The sequence below is a fragment of the Salmonella sp. 32070601201500089SM genome, assembly GCF_017573605.1.
GTDB classification, from domain to species: Bacteria; Pseudomonadota; Gammaproteobacteria; order Enterobacterales; family Enterobacteriaceae; genus Salmonella; species Salmonella enterica.
Genome location: NZ_JAGETK010000017.1, coordinates 1 through 15,059 on the forward strand (window position 1 = coordinate 1; position 15,059 = coordinate 15,059).

A 15,059-nucleotide genomic window follows, 5' to 3' on the forward strand; every position below is an offset into this window, starting at 1 on the left:
ACCGGATTGGCACGAAAGTATTGCCCCTTTGCTGTCACGGCCTACAAGTCCATCTGGTGAACACTTTGTATTTGCTACGGCTGTTTTATCCAGCTGTAAATACTCACCTGTGGAAAGGCGACCGTCAGACCGGACTGTTCCCCCACTGACTTTTCCTCCTTTGATTTCCCCTGAGGTTATAATTCCTTTACCACCGACTGCGCGTATCCACTGGCTGTCTGTCATCGTAAAACCGCCACCATAGGTGATGTTCTTCCAGCCTTTATCATTTTTGGTGATTAACCAGCCGTTTTCGCTTGTAACATCACCTTTCAGTGTTGCACTTTGTCCATTGACGTTTCCTGCATTGTTCAGGTTGTTCCCTCCCATATTGATGGCCGTGTTCATCTGGTTCAGCTCCGGTCGTCCCGGTACCTGAAAGCGATACAGGCGATCGCTTTCCTGCAGGTCATCACCCATCATTACGATGGCGATGTGCCCGCCATTGCAGCTGAGTCCATAGTCGCCGGGTTTATCTGTCCATCCACCAAAAACACCGGTTGCTGTGCCATTTTTTCCTATAAATCCGCCCAGACCGGGGAGCAGGCTGGCGATACTGCGCAGGGCATCGTCTTTGATATTCTCCCCTCCGGTGGAGCAGGTCAGGGCCTCCAGACGACCGGTACTCGTGTTACGACGGATGCCGGTGGTATAACTCTGCCCAAAGGGCGAGCGGTTAAGACCCTTCAGATATCCTTTCCGGATTAACTCATCCGCCGTGAAGGTGGCAGGAAGCGTTCCGCTATGCAGGCGGGCATTGTTATCGGCGATGTAGGTCCTGGCTGCAGTATTGTAGGCATCTGCATGAAATGCGGCGCTCTGGTTGCGCATTTCATTCAGGTAGTCTTCAATGTAAGACCAGAACAGCGGCATGAGCAGGCTGATGACAACCAGTCCTCCCAGAATTTCAAGAAGTGCAAAACCTTTATCGTTGTCTTTTTGCATAGTCGTTCCCTCCGGTATTACCAAAGGCCACCGGGATAAAAAGTAAATGCGTACTGTGACGCGCAGAGAAACGGCCCAAAGGGAAGTTCTCTGGTAATGCGTCGTTGTCTGTTACACCGCAGATAAAGTAAGGCTCCGCCTGCTGCCGTTGCGACAATCCAGGGGATGTCTCCCGGCGGGGACCAGATGGCAATACCGGCAATCAGAAAAACATCGCCCAGGCCTATGGTTTCTGTTTTCCTGCGGTAAGAGGTGTATTGCCTGAACAGAAGCAACAGCAGGAACCAGAACCCTGCACTGCACAGGCCTGTCAGCCAGTCTCCCTGCCAGAGACGAAATGCGCTGCCGCTTATCAGATACATGATGGTGAAGGGCCGGGGAAGACGGCAGGATGCAGCATCCGTCAGGGTCATCAGTGTCATACATCCGGTCATTATCGTCATAAACAGCACCCCGACAGCACTGTCATTCTGATAAAGACGCAGGATAATGGCGGCAGCTGCAAGCATCCCGCTCATCAGCGCAAGCCCATGGTGAGGGGGGCTGGCATTCATCCGGGAGAGTCGATAGCGACTCATCTGAACGGCCAGACACTGTATTACCACGGTTATTGCGACCAGCAGTGCCGGGATCATCTGGAGCATGGCAGTTCTCCCGGACTAACGTCCCTGCATGTAAGCGCTGTAAATCTGCCGGGCGTATTTCATCCGGCGGTGAGTGTTACTTTTACTGAAGCCGGCGTTATAACTGCCGAGGCATTCCCAGTTTACGCCGCATCGCTGAAAATGCCGGGCGAGGATCCATGCTCCGGTCTGAATATTCAGGCAGACATTATTCAACAGATCTTTCTCACTCCGGATAATGCCCATTTTTTTCAGCCCGGGAATATGTGTGGAGTTAATCTGCATTATCCCGTAATCGGTACTGATAATTTTTCCTCTGTCATTCCTGTTATGATTAATGGCCCGGGGATTCAGACTGCTTTCCCTGCGGGCAATAATTTTGAGTAATCCTGGATCAATGGAATAACGTTTTCCGGCGGTAATAAAACAACGATCATATTGTTTGTCCTGTGGGGATGCCTGTGCGGAAGGAAGTGAGCATAACAGTGAAAAAATCACTGTCAGGATAAATAACCTGTTCATACAGTGACCTTAAATAAAGCGCCCAGGCGGGCGCTGATGAATGATTAACTGTTGGTTTCCAGTTTGATAGTAGTTTTATCTGCGTTACATACTGTAGACGGGTCAACTTTATTCGTCACATTGCCGTTGATTTTTGTAAACATGGATGAACTGCGCAGGCTGGTGACCAGATCAATACAGTTTTTCTTCGGCACATTGCTGGATTCAATAACGTAGGAGTATTTATCTGAACTGACTTTGATGGTTACCGCACCACCCCAGGCATTTTTCGCCTTATTACCACCGGCGATCATATCGGCAGGCAGGCCACCACTTTCGGTCAGGATTTTGACGTAGTCAGTACCTGTATACTGCCCCTGGAATTTCTGGGCTTTCATTTTGGTGGCGATTGTCTGCAGGTTTTTGAGTTCCTTCTGGTTGTCTGAAGAGGACAGGGTATCGGACATAAGTCCCATCACGGCACCAATAACAATGGCAGCGACGACCAGAACACCGAGGACTTCCAGCAGGGTCATGCCTTTATCATCGTTCTGAAGGTGACGAATATTATGTTCTGAATACGAACAGGTTATGACGCTCATATTAGCTCCTGAGATTGGTAAAACAGAATTTGGATCGAGGGGAATATAAAGGATGCTGTGTTTACTGCTTCAGCATGTCACTGATGCCGTAAATGGCACTGACCATATTGATGATGAAGAGAAATACCAGCAGACCTGATATAGCAGTAATAATAATGCCGCTTTTTCTGACACTCTTTTTTGCTTCTTCCAGCCAGCGGTCTGCATAAAGCGCCATACTGGCAACACTGTCCTCCCTTTCTGAATTTAAAAGAAGATTATTCACACAGGATTTTGACGGAAAGTCATAACCACTGTTTTTCATGGCCAGTGCCAGTGACTGACCGGATAAGACATTTTTTCTGATAGCACTTATTCGTGATTTTAACCATCGGTTATGTTCTGCATGTTTTTCTATTCTGGTAAGGGCATGAGATAAAGGAATATTTATCTGCAGCATGGATGAAATATTAAAAAGGTAATTCACGCCATGGAATGTCTGATACAGGGACCACGGCGGGATGCGATCAAGATACCGTCGTCGGGGACCTTTATACAGACTGAATGACATCCTGATGAGAATTGCCAGCAGAAGCAGTCCAGCCAGCAGCCACAAACCATAACCGATAACCAGCTCGGAGGATTTGGCCAGAATGATCATTTGCACTGACCAGCGTTCTTCCGGTGCAAAGGCGCTGATCATCGGAATAACCCGGGTATGAACGTTATACATATTCACCACACAGAGCGTCAGCAGGATGAGCGGATAGAGGCAGACACTCACCAGACTGCTAATCATCTCCTGTCGTCCTTTTGCCGTTTTGACAACCTGAAACATGGCTTCAGCGATATCACCGCGCTCTTCACCGTTACGGATCAGGGCAATTTCATCTTTGGGTACCCAGTCCTTCAGGGCCGGAGAGAGCTGACCACTGCTTCGTATGCTGGCGATACAGTCTGTCGCCAGAAAATACAGGCCGGACTGCCCTTTCTTTTTACCAAAATCCGTTTCCACATCGCAGATGAACTCCAGTGCCCGCATAACCGGTGTGCCGTCCCGGATCATGCCTGCAAGGGACTCGTAAAACGTAGTCCGCCTGAACGTCTTTTTGCCCAGCCATCGGTTAAGGCCGGACAGTTCCAGTTCCGTATTGTTGAGTCTTTCCAGAATTTTCATATCAGTGCAGCAGCGTATAGCTGTCCTCGTCTACAGGGGATATGTAATGCGCAGCCAGCGGATCGACCTGACCACTGTTGATTTTGCCCAGCAGGTGCTGATTTCGTGTCATACCGCCGAGCTCCCGGTGCCAGTAGGTTTTTGCCTCAATCCGGCCTTTTTCCCGGTAAATCTGGAAAAACTTCGCATCCGGGGAAATCACTTCTGCAATGACGGTCCGGCCGTTCACTCCACGCCAGCAGTGTGGGCAGCCGTTATGGTTACGAAGATACACGGCATCGGGCTGGCAGAAGTTTTCCACCAGGCGTCGTTCTTCATCCGTCCGGGAGCTCTCCACCTCATGCCAGGGGAGGCGGCAGTGGGGACATATCACCTGAACCAGACGCTGGCTGAGCAGGCCGATAAATAACTGCGGATCTGCAATCATCCTTGCCTGAACGCCCTCCATTTCCAGACGCTCAAGAATATTTATCGGGTCGTTAGCATGAAGGGTGGTCAGCATCAGGTGACCGGTCATGGCGGCTTTTATCGCCGTGATGGCGGAGGCATGGTCACGTATCTCCCCGTTCAGGATAGCGTCAGGATCAAGGCGCAGGGCGGACTTAACAGAATCGACCCAGCCCTGAGCGGTATCCATAACGGCCGTCTGAATTGCACCGGGGATACGCCCCTCTGGTGGTGATTCTATTGTGAACAGACGTCGCCGGGGGAGCAGGATCCCTCCGGTATCGTTGAAGCCATACTGTTCCAGATAGGCGGCAGAAGCCGTCCTCAGCGTGGTGGATTTTCCGGAACCGGTGGGGCCAGAGAGGATCACGATGCCCTCCGGTCGCTGCAGCATCCTTCGGACAGCGCGCTCCTGCTCAGGGTGATACCCCAGCATACTGAATGTCGGTATATGCTGACTGTCATCCTTGATCAGACGCAGTACGGCATAGAGTCCGCCCACACACGGATAGTGGGAGTAGCGCGCACCAAACAGTCCGGCCAGTTTCAGGAATCTTTCAGCCAGACGGGCATCCTGGGGGACACCGGGATCAAACTGTGTTCCCTTTATGACATCAGTCATTCCGGAATAGGTGGCCCCCAGTAATTCCAGCCCCTCATCTTTTCTGACGATATCGAGCAGCTCCAGCTCTCCGTGGACACGGGCCTCCAGATACGTGAAATCCGTACTGTCACGCCCCGGCGTGATGTGAAGATCTGAGGCGCTGAGGGTGGCCGCATGGCTGATATACCCGAGCATTTTTTGCTGTACGGGGTTAATTCCGTTTTCCACCCCGGAAATGACCGTCTCCTGCCGGAGTCGGGCGATCACATCAAGTGTGGTGAACTCAAACGGGGATACTTTACCCGGATAGCGGGAGCACAGGCGGGTCAGATAATCCTGGACGGCACGAAGGTGTTTTTTTCCTTCCACCACTCTGACACGAATTTGTCCTGTTTTATCTGTATCAACAACCACGTAATCCAGAATGTCATCAGGTGGCTGGTCTGCAGGTGCCAGCATAAAATCTCCTTACGGGCAGCGGTACCCGGAAACGATTTTTTTTGTGATTAAGGGCCGGGGGAATAATCTGTTCCGACAGCCGGCTGTAAATGGCGGCACTGAGTCAGGGTTGTAGTGTTGTTCTGATACCATTTTGTTCAAGGACAACACTGTCAGTGGTGATCTTTTCCACGCGGAATGTGGTGCCGGGAATGTGTTGCCCTTCTTTTACATCAGCAGTTTGTCCGCCCGGCAGTTGTATCCTGGCGGTTATCTGGGGCTGAACTCCGGATATCTCTGTCAGCCGGGGAATACCGGTAATGGGGGCAGGGGTATCTGTCGTGACGGCTGAACTGCTTTCCTGTGAATGCACAGGCTCAGCTGGTTCTCCCTGCTCCAGGGTTCTGAGTTCATGTCGCACCTTTTCTCTTGCCAGCATGGCTTCATACAGTGCAGTTTCTTCCTGAATCTGTTCCACCTGGAGTTGCCGGTTATTCTGTTGCATGTTGCTGATGGTGCTGGCCGCGACCGTTGTCGGCAGGATCAGGACGGAAAGCAGAAGAGCTTTTGTTTTACTGGACATAATATTTACCTGTGAATTGATAACGGAAACGACCCTCTTCCAGTTGCCTTGTTACGGAGATAAAACGGACGGAGGGTTCACTGAAATGCTCTGCCACCTGGTGCGCCGGAAGTGTCGTCAGTATCTGCAGGTCATACTCCTTCCAGGGGGGCTGGATGGTATTTCCGTCTTCATCGGTGAAGCTGTTGCTGACTTCCTGCCAGTCCATTTTCAGCTGCATCGACCGGGCGAGTGTGGTCAGCCGTTCCTGCAGGAGGGTGTTTTCCGGTAATGCCTCAACGGCAACGGGAGTTTCAGGCATACTGAAGGTGACCGGCAGGGCAAAACCACCGCTATTCCCGTCCGGCATAACCATAAACGGCCGGATGCTGAAAATTTCCCTGACCCGCTGGCTGAATGCGGTCACTGTCGTCCCGGCGATGTTTGTATATGATGCACGCAGATTGCCGCTGTTCCCGGTGGCAGCACACTCGGCGAGTGAATATCGCCAGCCGGCGACCGACACCGGCAGGCGTGACCATACGTCACTGCATCCCCGGATAAAATCTCCGGTTTCCGGCATACTCAGCCACGGTGGTGTGATCCGTTCCTCTGCGGCTTTTTGTGCCGCTTCAGCAAGTGCTGCTTTTTCTGCCTTCAGGCGTTCATAGTACTGCCAGCCATACCATGCAGTACCCAGAAGGGTGAGTATGAGTAATACCGGAATAAGCTGTGGCCCACGGGATACGGGGTGAAGGCGTGCTTCTGCCGGATATTTCCCTGCACCTGTCAGGGTTTCCAGTGGCAGGGGACCTCTGCCGTCAGGCCCGTTAAACGAGGGCGGTTCATAACATGTCCAGCCGTGTTCAGGCGCGCTGTTAATGGTGAGGAATATTTCCCGGGCCTCCCTGATTTCCTCCCGGGTTCCCACCAGGTCACTGACCAGGATGCCGTCAACAGCAGAAACAAAACCATAAAGTTCTGTATCGTTTGCCTGTGACAGTTCAACGATAGCGTATCCTCCTGGCTCGAGCAGGGGCAGGATAAGCATGGCGAGAGAGAAATACCTGCGGCTGCCTTTGGGGAGTGTATTCTGGCTGACGGCTGCAACCATGATGTGACGATCGGTATCTTCCGTACTGAGATACTCACAGGAAATATAGCGTACTGCCCCCAGACTGCGGGCAAACGTCCGGGGGTTTTTATGGCTTGCGGGCAGTGTTTTCCAGTCCATTCCGGCAAGAAATACATTCCGTCCTGCCGTCAGCGGAAACACCTGTCGCTCTGTCGGTGAAATATCCGTCACGATAGTCCTCCTTCTGCAAATCAGATGATATTGGGCGTGATCAGCACCACGAGAATGGTGTCGTCGTTTTCACTGTTGATCCCACCGCCAAGACCGAAGAATCCCGGTGTGCCGACACCCTGTTTTCCACTGCGACGCCCTGACTGCTGGAAGCCACTGATAATGACTGTCTGCCCGGATTTCAGGTCCACTGTCTGGTTGATGGTTTTCAGATCCACATTCGGCAGCTGGGCTTTGCTTCCACCACTCTCGTAATTCTCAATAACCGGTTTGTCGGAGAGACTCATGGAATAGAGCAGCTGCAGTGTCTGTGAGTCCGGGAGAATGAACGGCAGAAGGGTCATATTAAAACCGGTGGTGATGGTGGCCGCATTCAGGGAGGTGGATGAGCCGACATTGGCGGTGGTATCCGTCGTCACACTCTCAATGTAGCTCTGCTGATTGGCAATCTGCATCGGTACCGGGGTCAGGTTTTTGGTCACGGCGGAATTCCGGGTTACCACACTGACATCTCCCTGGGAAGAGAGTGCTTTCAGGAAGGCTTTTGAACCGGTGAGTTTCCCGTTCACAATGGAAACACCACCAGTGACGGTATCGCTGGCTGCACTGGTGAATGTGCTGCCGAGGCTCAGTCCCAGCGTTCTGTCGCTGAAGACTGCGTTCCAGTCGATACCTGCCTGCTCATTACGGGTTTTCCGGATACTCAGAATTTCCACATTCAGCACCACCTGGCGCTTCATTTCTTCATTGCGTTTTTCAATGAACGTCCGGACCGTTTCCAGTACCTGTGGGGTGTCCGTGACGGTGATAAAGCCCGTCGACATGAACATGCGACCAATACCCGGCGTCAGCATTGATGAGACAGCATTTTTCACATCCTGATACAGCGCAGATTTCATATCCACGGTGGTGGTCTGGGTATTACTGGCATCACCGGAAATGGCATCCGATGCTGTTCCACCTGATGAGCCATTTGATGACATGGTACCGCTGACCACGGTGGCATTATAGGCAACCTGGCTGTCCATATAGGTCACCGGGAAGGTCCGGGTATCAAGATAATAGAACGTGATATGTGAACCATCATAACGCCAGGAAATCCCGAGACGGGAAGCGACCGCATTCAGCAGTGATGTCAGTCCTGAAGCCTTCAGTTCAGGAAGTGACGCCGTATTTCCCTGCAGGCGGGGAAGTGTCGTGTCAGAACTGCCTATGGCGGCCAGTGGAACCATACCGCCGGTATCCGGCGGTGGTACTGTGCCCTGGATTTGCTGCGTACTGCCGGAGGTGGTCACGCTCAGATACGCCTGTACATCAGGGGTGATCCTTACAGGAATATGACAGTTTTCCGAGATCCGCTGGGCCACCTGCTGAAGGGTGATGCTCTGCCGGGTGTTAATGATAATCGGACAGCCGGGCACCGCATTACCGGGGTTTTTATCCGTGACCGGACGGGGATTGATCCACTGACGTGGGGATTCCTTTACAACCGGTGTCCGGTTTCGCAGCTCAGCGATCATTTCCCGGGCCCGTTGTTGTTCAGCAACGGCGTCTTTTCTGGTGTTCTCTGCCTGTCGGAAACTGGTACAGCCCTGCAGCAGAGTGGCTGCAATCATAATAGCAAGAAGTTTTTTGTTCATAGATAAATCCGTGAGTTATTCAGAGTCCGGCCTAATTCATCCAGATGATGACCTGATCGGGGATCACAGCAGGGAGCGTGATGGAAATACGCCGCCCACGGGTGTCCAGGAGGCGACCGTTTTCCACTCTGGCAAGCAGGGCCGAATCACCACTTTGTTCCAGGAGGGCACCCATAAGGCCGGGTTTTTCTTTTGCCCAGACAAAAACGCGCTGCTGACTGATGAGGTGGCTGACGTTTTTCGTGGCGGGCAGACCGAGCTGTGCTGACGTGAGCTGACCACCGGCAGCACGTCGTTCAGGGTGCTGATACAGGTAATCGTTGATGGCATTCATATAACGAATAAAGTCTGCAGCCTGCTGTGTGATTTCAGCGGTCTGCTGATGGTGCACAGTACGGCTGAGGTGACTGTGGAACCAGAAATTACCAATGGCCATAATGACCATAATGAAACCCGTAACCCATCCCATAGGTTATTCCTGCGGGCGGTCTGTCACACGGAGCAGGCATTGTGCAGTGCTGGTCCGGGCATACAGCGGTTTTTCAGCCGGGGTATAGAGTGCAAAGAGCTGCTCCAGCGCCTGGCGGAAACTGCCGGTGAAAACCAGAGGGGCATCGATGCTGTAGTTGACAGGTGTTTCCCAGCGCAGTGTCCATGTGCCGTGCGGGCATTTTTCGGATGATGTCCAGCGGGCCAGTCCGTCTTTCAGGGTGGTCCCCTTTTCCATTTTCCACTGCCGTGGCGGTATGACCTTCTGCTGTGGTGGCACTACCGGTTTCGTGGCCACCGGGGCTGGCGTGGTTGTTCTGCTCTCTGGAGTTCCGGATGTCCCGGTGGTGGTCTGAGCCCGGGAAACGCTGACGGCAGGTGTCACTGGTGTCGGGCCTGCCGGCGTTGCGGTGCTGCCCCTGAACGGATTACGCGGTGTATCAGCAGCTTTCTGTGAACCCTGCGGTGCCGTGACGTCGACCGGCGGTGTTGCAGAGGTCGTGACAGTCAGTATTTTCCTGTTCCAGTCCATATGTCCGTAAAGCTGCTGGCCGGCCAGCAGCGCATTCAGTGCCCGGTGCCACTGGTCATTAACGGACCAGACGGGGAGGCGTTTGTTCAGTGCCGGTATGGCAGCGTTCTGTTGCCGGAACTGCCAGCCGGGTGGTAGCAACTGGCGTATCCAGTCACTGACGGAGCGCTGATGTGCCTCACGTAAATAAACGACGGATGACTGACCGGGTTTACCGGTCATAACCAGTGCGGGCAGCTGTGTGGCCTGAAGGAGCGGACGGGGAGGCAGTGCGGTACTCTGGCTGCTGACTGCGGTTGTGGGCGTCGCTGTTGTTGTCGGGCGGGGCGGCGTCACAGGGCGGGTCACCGGTGGCGGAAGCAGACGTTTTTGCGTATGGGCGATAATGGCAGCGCTTTCGCGAATTTGTCCGTCGACGAACACCAGAGCCGGAGGCGTGGTGTCAGGAACAGGCGTGGCATTAAATGCCGTACAGCCGCTGAGTAATGACGGCAGAAGGAGTGTAAGTGATTTCTTTTTCATAGAATAAATCCGGTATGTATCGGGTTACGGTATAAGACAGGTGGCTGGTAACAGGTCTTCAGATAAATATAATTTCATCAGGATATTGATGATGAACATTCATGTTCGGGGTGATTATGAAAACTAAAACATTCCGGTTCCGGAAATATAAAAAGAAAAACGTCCTGCTGCAAATGATAGTTTCCAGAAAACAAGTGATATTGTTTTTCAGAACTTGAACATTATTTTATTTCTTGCCTGTTATTGAAACATGCCGGTTATGATCTCCGAATGGCAGGTATCAATAAAATCACTTTTCCCCGATTGTGTGTCAAAGTCAACGTGGGTGAATCTGTGTACATCCTGCCATATGGTGAAACAGACAGGACAGGTAACAGGTAGTTTACCTTCAGCTATTTTTTCGCAGCTTTCAACCAGTTGCTGCGCCTTGTTGTATCTGACGTTATAGCCATTTGTGCAAAGCGTTTCATACCCATGAGCTCCTGTAACTATATGTGTGGCGATTCTTTCGTGGACTCTCCCATTAATTAATAATTGTTCACGTGTTGTGATTGTTCTCATGCCTGTTTCTCCATTGGTCATAACAGAAAATAATCTGCATTCCTGAAAAATATCGCGGTTGTGAAATATTTAATTTTTATCCCCTTTTATGGGAGATGAGAAGCAGGCTGTCAGGCTATAACTGAACGCGGTTTCTGGATTTTGGTGCTAATGTCACATCTTTCCATTCACAGCTGCTTCCGGGGATACGCTCTTTGCGTCGTATTATACGGGAGTTCTGACACACAATAATTAAGCCATTGTCTGCCGTCTGAAATGGCATTATAGCGATGTTTATATCTTCTGTTGCAGAAATATAACTGACTTTCTTTTCACATGTATTGGTGTATATGACAACTCTGAATTTTTCTGCGGACATTTTCAATCCTCCTTTAAACCAGAATATCCCGTGAGGGCATTCTTTGTGAAAAAGATGCCGGAAAAATTCCGGCACGGGGATTAAACCTGTTGTGGTTCTGAGTTATCCGGAGCGATTACCGGTTCGCTGACATCCGGAACCTTTTCCGGGGCAGGCATGACCAGTGGACGTGTCAGGGCTGCCAGATAGGGTGCGTTATACGCGGTAAGTAACGTCAGTGTCATTTTTCCTCCTGTGGCAGGTCAGTCAAACAACATTATGGCGTGAAGCTTCCGCTTCTTTAATTGTCAGAAGAAGCATATCGTCAGTCATCAGAAGACAAGGGGATGTCTGCAGGAGGGGATGATAACAACAGAAGCCTCACGCCGGAATGCGCCTTATGACAACCGGAGAGGACGGATAATCAAAAATGGGACATCCACATCAGCAAACCGCGATTTGCGAAAAAAAGTCAGCGGAGAGTGGCTGCCGTTGTGGCTGTCCCGGTATTTCAGTGTAAAAGCAGACTGTTGTCCATGCCCCATTCCTCTTCCGCTAAACCTGAATGGCCCACATGAAGAATGCGTGACAGCATATTTCTGCCGCTGCCGTTCAGACTGCATTCGCGCCCGTGTGCGAGCATAAAACCTTCATCCCGGAATATCTCTTCAACCTCAGACGTGTTGATGGTGGCCGGATGGATTAATGAAAATGCCACCGGTCTGATCATTCTGCCCGTGGTGGAAAAGGTGTCCCCGGTGCTGTTCAGCTGCAGGATATGACGTTTCCCGGTCTGTGCGCGGGAAAGTGTCTCACTCAGTAACTGGTCATTCCATGCGCACGTGCCAATCTGCCATCCCAGACTCCTGCACGTGGCAAGAGCCGAGCGGAAGCGGTACAGGTCATACAGTGCTGCGTTGTGGCCACTTTCCAGCAGTGATTTCAGCGTGTTCTCTACCGGTATGTCCGTATTGGTGGCCAGCAGTTTGCGCAGGGCGGTGAACTCTTCAGGCATCCCCCTGAACTCACTCATCTGTCGGGCGGAATCAAGCCAGTTCAGCAGGAAGCGCCGGCGACGTCGTTCATTGTTGATGCTGTCCGGGGAGGTGGAGAGCGCTTCAAGCATATTCTCCAGTAACTGAATGACAGGGTTTTCCGGGGATTGAATGGTCATAACGATGTCCTGAAAAAAAATGCCCGGCAGCCGCTCTCCGTACACGCAGGTGTCACCGGTGCCGGGCATTGGGGAAAAGATGGGGAAAAAAAGCCCGGCCATAAAGGCCGGGAAAGTCGTCAAATGAAGACAGCAATTTTCATGTCAACGCTCCGTCATCAGATACCAGGTGCAGGAGCAGGGCGATCCTCGACTCCGGCAGAGGCTGGGCATCAAGCCGGAGGAGGTACTGGTAACGCGCTTTTGTCAGCCAGAGGGTGGAGGCAGCATCCAGCTCCTCCCTGGCTGCCGGATTGAGCGCAGGATCCGGGTACACTTTCATCAAAGACTGAACGATATCCTCCCTGACGGTTTTGATTTCACCGGCCATTTTCACGAAGTCCAGAAAGGCACTGTGACGGCGAAGGTGAGTGAAGCTGTGGCTTTCGGGGTCTGCTTTCAGGAAAAAGTAACCGGGAAACACGGCGTGTATATGTCGACGGTAACCACAGACTTTATCCGTGCGGCGGACCTTTTTCAGTATCAGGGGTGTCCAGGGAAGGACGTGTTGTTCGGAAAGCCAGGAAAAGAGATGTTCGCGGTTTTTGCCGGTAGGGATGTACTGTGCCAGATACCAGTTGCGTTGATGTAATTCACTGATATTCAAAATCCGGAACGCTCCGCGAAAATCGATCCCCGCAGGGGGGCTTCGATGTTGTTGTGAACGGCGAATACATAAAGCATGTGTCGGAAACAGCGGCTGACCCACGTTCAGCCTGGCCTGCAGTTCTGACAGGCACATGATTTACGCACTCTTGTAAGCCTTGTGGACGGTTTCGAGGCGGGCGAAAACCGACAACTCCTGCAAACAGGATTAATGGCTGGAAAATATATTACATAAGGATGTATCTGTGGCAAGAGCGAAGATAAGCAGTTGAATAGATCGTTATATCTGATAAGACAGAATATTATTCTATATTTGATATTGTGTGCGGGATATTAGATCGTTTAAAAAAATTCGGCGATCTCTTCTACTGGAAAAGAAGAAAAAAGCAGCATAAAAGATCGTTTGTGAAATTGTTCATTTTTTTGACACAGTTCAAAAAAACGACGCTTTTTAGGTGGTTAATGAGAGGCCAGGTAAATCAGAGAAATCGTGTCGGCTTTTCAAAGCGGTGGAAAAGGGGTATATTGCGGATCGTTATGCAGTGACTTTTGGGATCCTCACGATCCGGAAAGTCAGAAAACGGCAGGATGCGCCATAAGGCATTCAGGATGTATGGCAGAAACGACGGCTGTTTGCCGGGGCCGGAAGGCTGAAAAAAGTTTCAGAAGACCATAAAGGAAAACCCCCATAATCTTTCATCGAAACTTGGCGGAATCACTGAAAGATAATGGGGGCCTCACAGAATACGGGATAAGTATATATGAAACCGTGTCAGAGATTCAACCCTTCGCAGTGCATTAACGCACGGCAATCTGTTCCCGCCATAAGCGACAGCTTGTGGCGGCCCTGAACCAGACCTCATTCACTGAAAGCACATACCGTCAGGTAAAGAACCCGAATCCGGTGTTCACACCCCGTGAAGATGCCGGAACGCTGAAGTTCTGCGAAAAACTGATGGAAAAGGCCGTGGGCTTCACCTCCCGTTTTGATTTTGCCGCGCATGTGGCGTATGCCCGTTCGCGCGGCCTGCGCCGGCGTATGCCGCCGGTGCTGCGCCGCCGGGCGATTGATGCGCTGCTGCAGGGGCTGTGTTTCCACTATGACCCGCTGGCCAACCGCGTGCAGTGCTCCATCACCACGCTGGCCATTGAGTGCGGACTGGCGACGGAGTCTGAGGCCGGGAAACTTTCCATCACCCGTGCCACCCGTGCCCTGAAGTTCCTGTCTGAGCTGGGGCTGATAACCTACCAGACGGAATACGACCCGACAATTGGCTGTAACATCCCGACCGACATCACGTTCACGCCGGCACTGTTTGACTCACTCGATATCTCAGAAGAGGCAGTGGCTTCCGCACGCCGCAGCCGCGTGGAATGGGAAAACAGGCTGCGCAAAAAGCAGGGGATGGATGCGCTGGGTATGGATGAACTGATAGCGAGGGCCTGGCGTTTTGTGCGCGAGCGTTTCCGCAGTTATCAGGCAGAGCTTAAGTCCCACGGCATGAAACGTGCCCGTGCGCGCCGCGATGCAGGCAGGACCCGTCAGGACATTGTCACCCTGGTGAAACGGCAGCTGACACGTGAAATCGCGGAAGGGCGTTTCCGCGGAAGCCTGGAGGCCGTGAAGCGCGAAATCGACCGTCGCGTGAAGGAACGCATGATAATGTCGCGGAACAACAACTACACACGGCTGGCCACTGCCTCACCCTGAGTTTGACCTCATCTGAATAATCCGGCCTGCGCCGGAGGCTTCCGCACGTCTGAAGCCCGGCGACGCACAAAAAAGCAGCACAGCACACAAAAAACAGCCTCATCATCTGCCTTCCGGCTCATCATGCTCCCCCTGTTTTTCACGCAAAACACGTCTCACAGACGGGTAATTCTGTTTATCCACATTTAACTGCAAGGGACTTCTCCATAAGGTTACAACCGTTAA

Annotated in this window: 17 protein-coding genes; 1 reads left to right on the plus strand and 16 read right to left on the minus strand. The window is 52.0% G+C overall.

Features of this window, described 5'->3' with window-relative positions:
- From pilV to J4728_RS20775, 16 genes are all read right to left on the minus strand, one after another.
- On the minus strand, positions 1-984 hold a 984-nt coding region (pilV, locus tag J4728_RS20700), incomplete at its 3' end, for a shufflon system plasmid conjugative transfer pilus tip adhesin PilV (protein WP_052971369.1).
- Between the two features lie 17 nt (positions 985-1,001).
- Positions 1,002-1,628, minus strand: a complete 627-nt coding sequence (locus tag J4728_RS20705) for a prepilin peptidase (RefSeq protein ID WP_013307883.1) — start codon at positions 1,626-1,628, stop codon at positions 1,002-1,004.
- A gap of 15 nt (positions 1,629-1,643) precedes the next feature.
- Entirely contained in the window at positions 1,644-2,129 is a 486-nt protein-coding gene (locus J4728_RS20710) for a lytic transglycosylase domain-containing protein (RefSeq protein ID WP_001080767.1), read from the minus strand.
- A gap of 44 nt (positions 2,130-2,173) precedes the next feature.
- On the minus strand, positions 2,174-2,710 hold the full coding sequence (locus J4728_RS20715; RefSeq protein WP_000111521.1) for a type 4 pilus major pilin: 537 nt from the start codon (positions 2,708-2,710) through the stop codon (positions 2,174-2,176).
- Between the two features lie 61 nt (positions 2,711-2,771).
- Positions 2,772-3,866 carry a type II secretion system F family protein gene (locus J4728_RS20720; protein ID WP_032253914.1) on the minus strand — a complete coding sequence of 365 codons (1,095 nt, stop codon included), beginning with the start codon at positions 3,864-3,866 and terminating at the stop codon, positions 2,772-2,774.
- A gap of 1 nt (position 3,867) precedes the next feature.
- The gene (locus tag J4728_RS20725; RefSeq protein ID WP_000880806.1) at positions 3,868-5,376 is read right to left on the minus strand and encodes a GspE/PulE family protein; all 1,509 of its coding nucleotides are present in this window, start codon (positions 5,374-5,376) and stop codon (positions 3,868-3,870) included.
- A 103-nt stretch (positions 5,377-5,479) separates the two neighbouring features.
- Positions 5,480-5,938, minus strand: coding sequence for a type IV pilus biogenesis protein PilP (gene pilP, locus J4728_RS20730; RefSeq protein ID WP_000095886.1), 459 nt, complete (start codon positions 5,936-5,938; stop codon positions 5,480-5,482).
- Entirely contained in the window at positions 5,928-7,223 is a 1,296-nt protein-coding gene (pilO2, locus tag J4728_RS20735; protein ID WP_000129883.1) for a type 4b pilus protein PilO2, read from the minus strand. The genes pilP and pilO2 overlap by 11 nt, the downstream gene beginning before the upstream one ends.
- 20 nt (positions 7,224-7,243) lie before the next feature.
- The gene (locus tag J4728_RS20740) at positions 7,244-8,863 is read right to left on the minus strand and encodes a PilN family type IVB pilus formation outer membrane protein (protein WP_001035562.1); all 1,620 of its coding nucleotides are present in this window, start codon (positions 8,861-8,863) and stop codon (positions 7,244-7,246) included.
- 31 nt (positions 8,864-8,894) lie between these two features.
- Positions 8,895-9,332 (minus strand): type IV pilus biogenesis protein PilM, encoded by a 438-nt coding sequence (pilM, locus tag J4728_RS20745; protein ID WP_000539952.1) that lies wholly within the window; start codon positions 9,330-9,332, stop codon positions 8,895-8,897.
- Between the two features lie 3 nt (positions 9,333-9,335).
- A complete protein-coding gene (locus J4728_RS20750) occupies positions 9,336-10,406 on the minus strand; it encodes a toxin co-regulated pilus biosynthesis Q family protein (RefSeq protein WP_000730430.1) in 1,071 nt (356 codons plus the stop codon).
- Positions 10,407-10,646: 240 nt separating this feature from the next.
- Positions 10,647-10,967, minus strand: a complete 321-nt coding sequence (locus J4728_RS20755; protein ID WP_001447108.1) for a hypothetical protein — start codon at positions 10,965-10,967, stop codon at positions 10,647-10,649.
- 115 nt (positions 10,968-11,082) lie between these two features.
- Positions 11,083-11,325 carry a type IV pilus biogenesis protein PilI gene (locus J4728_RS20760; RefSeq protein WP_021515452.1) on the minus strand — a complete coding sequence of 81 codons (243 nt, stop codon included), beginning with the start codon at positions 11,323-11,325 and terminating at the stop codon, positions 11,083-11,085.
- A gap of 80 nt (positions 11,326-11,405) precedes the next feature.
- Entirely contained in the window at positions 11,406-11,549 is a 144-nt protein-coding gene (locus J4728_RS20765) for a hypothetical protein (RefSeq protein WP_000176500.1), read from the minus strand.
- A gap of 266 nt (positions 11,550-11,815) precedes the next feature.
- On the minus strand, positions 11,816-12,478 hold the full coding sequence (locus J4728_RS20770) for a traC (RefSeq protein WP_146710907.1): 663 nt from the start codon (positions 12,476-12,478) through the stop codon (positions 11,816-11,818).
- A 139-nt stretch (positions 12,479-12,617) separates the two neighbouring features.
- The gene (locus tag J4728_RS20775; RefSeq protein WP_005082529.1) at positions 12,618-13,124 is read right to left on the minus strand and encodes a transcription termination/antitermination NusG family protein; all 507 of its coding nucleotides are present in this window, start codon (positions 13,122-13,124) and stop codon (positions 12,618-12,620) included.
- 837 nt (positions 13,125-13,961) lie between these two features.
- Between J4728_RS20775 and repA the strand changes: the two genes are divergently transcribed.
- The gene (gene repA / locus J4728_RS20780; RefSeq protein ID WP_000729438.1) at positions 13,962-14,834 is read left to right on the plus strand and encodes an incFII family plasmid replication initiator RepA; all 873 of its coding nucleotides are present in this window, start codon (positions 13,962-13,964) and stop codon (positions 14,832-14,834) included.
- Positions 14,835-15,059: the final 225 nt, after the last annotated feature.

What these genes read in the sequence shown, in the direction of transcription:
- J4728_RS20705 (WP_013307883.1), bottom strand. Translation starts at nt 1,628, where the DNA reads ATGCTCCAGATGATCCCGGCACTGCTGGTCGCAATAACCGTGGTAATA.
- J4728_RS20710 (WP_001080767.1), bottom strand. Translation starts at nt 2,129, where the DNA reads ATGAACAGGTTATTTATCCTGACAGTGATTTTTTCACTGTTATGCTCA.
- J4728_RS20715 (WP_000111521.1), bottom strand. Translation starts at nt 2,710, where the DNA reads ATGAGCGTCATAACCTGTTCGTATTCAGAACATAATATTCGTCACCTT.
- J4728_RS20720 (WP_032253914.1), bottom strand. Translation starts at nt 3,866, where the DNA reads ATGAAAATTCTGGAAAGACTCAACAATACGGAACTGGAACTGTCCGGC.
- J4728_RS20725 (WP_000880806.1), bottom strand. Translation starts at nt 5,376, where the DNA reads ATGCTGGCACCTGCAGACCAGCCACCTGATGACATTCTGGATTACGTG.
- pilP (WP_000095886.1), bottom strand. Translation starts at nt 5,938, where the DNA reads ATGTCCAGTAAAACAAAAGCTCTTCTGCTTTCCGTCCTGATCCTGCCG.
- J4728_RS20740 (WP_001035562.1), bottom strand. Translation starts at nt 8,863, where the DNA reads ATGAACAAAAAACTTCTTGCTATTATGATTGCAGCCACTCTGCTGCAG.
- pilM (WP_000539952.1), bottom strand. Translation starts at nt 9,332, where the DNA reads ATGGGATGGGTTACGGGTTTCATTATGGTCATTATGGCCATTGGTAAT.
- J4728_RS20750 (WP_000730430.1), bottom strand. Translation starts at nt 10,406, where the DNA reads ATGAAAAAGAAATCACTTACACTCCTTCTGCCGTCATTACTCAGCGGC.
- J4728_RS20755 (WP_001447108.1), bottom strand. Translation starts at nt 10,967, where the DNA reads ATGAGAACAATCACAACACGTGAACAATTATTAATTAATGGGAGAGTC.
- J4728_RS20760 (WP_021515452.1), bottom strand. Translation starts at nt 11,325, where the DNA reads ATGTCCGCAGAAAAATTCAGAGTTGTCATATACACCAATACATGTGAA.
- J4728_RS20765 (WP_000176500.1), bottom strand. Translation starts at nt 11,549, where the DNA reads ATGACACTGACGTTACTTACCGCGTATAACGCACCCTATCTGGCAGCC.
- J4728_RS20770 (WP_146710907.1), bottom strand. Translation starts at nt 12,478, where the DNA reads ATGACCATTCAATCCCCGGAAAACCCTGTCATTCAGTTACTGGAGAAT.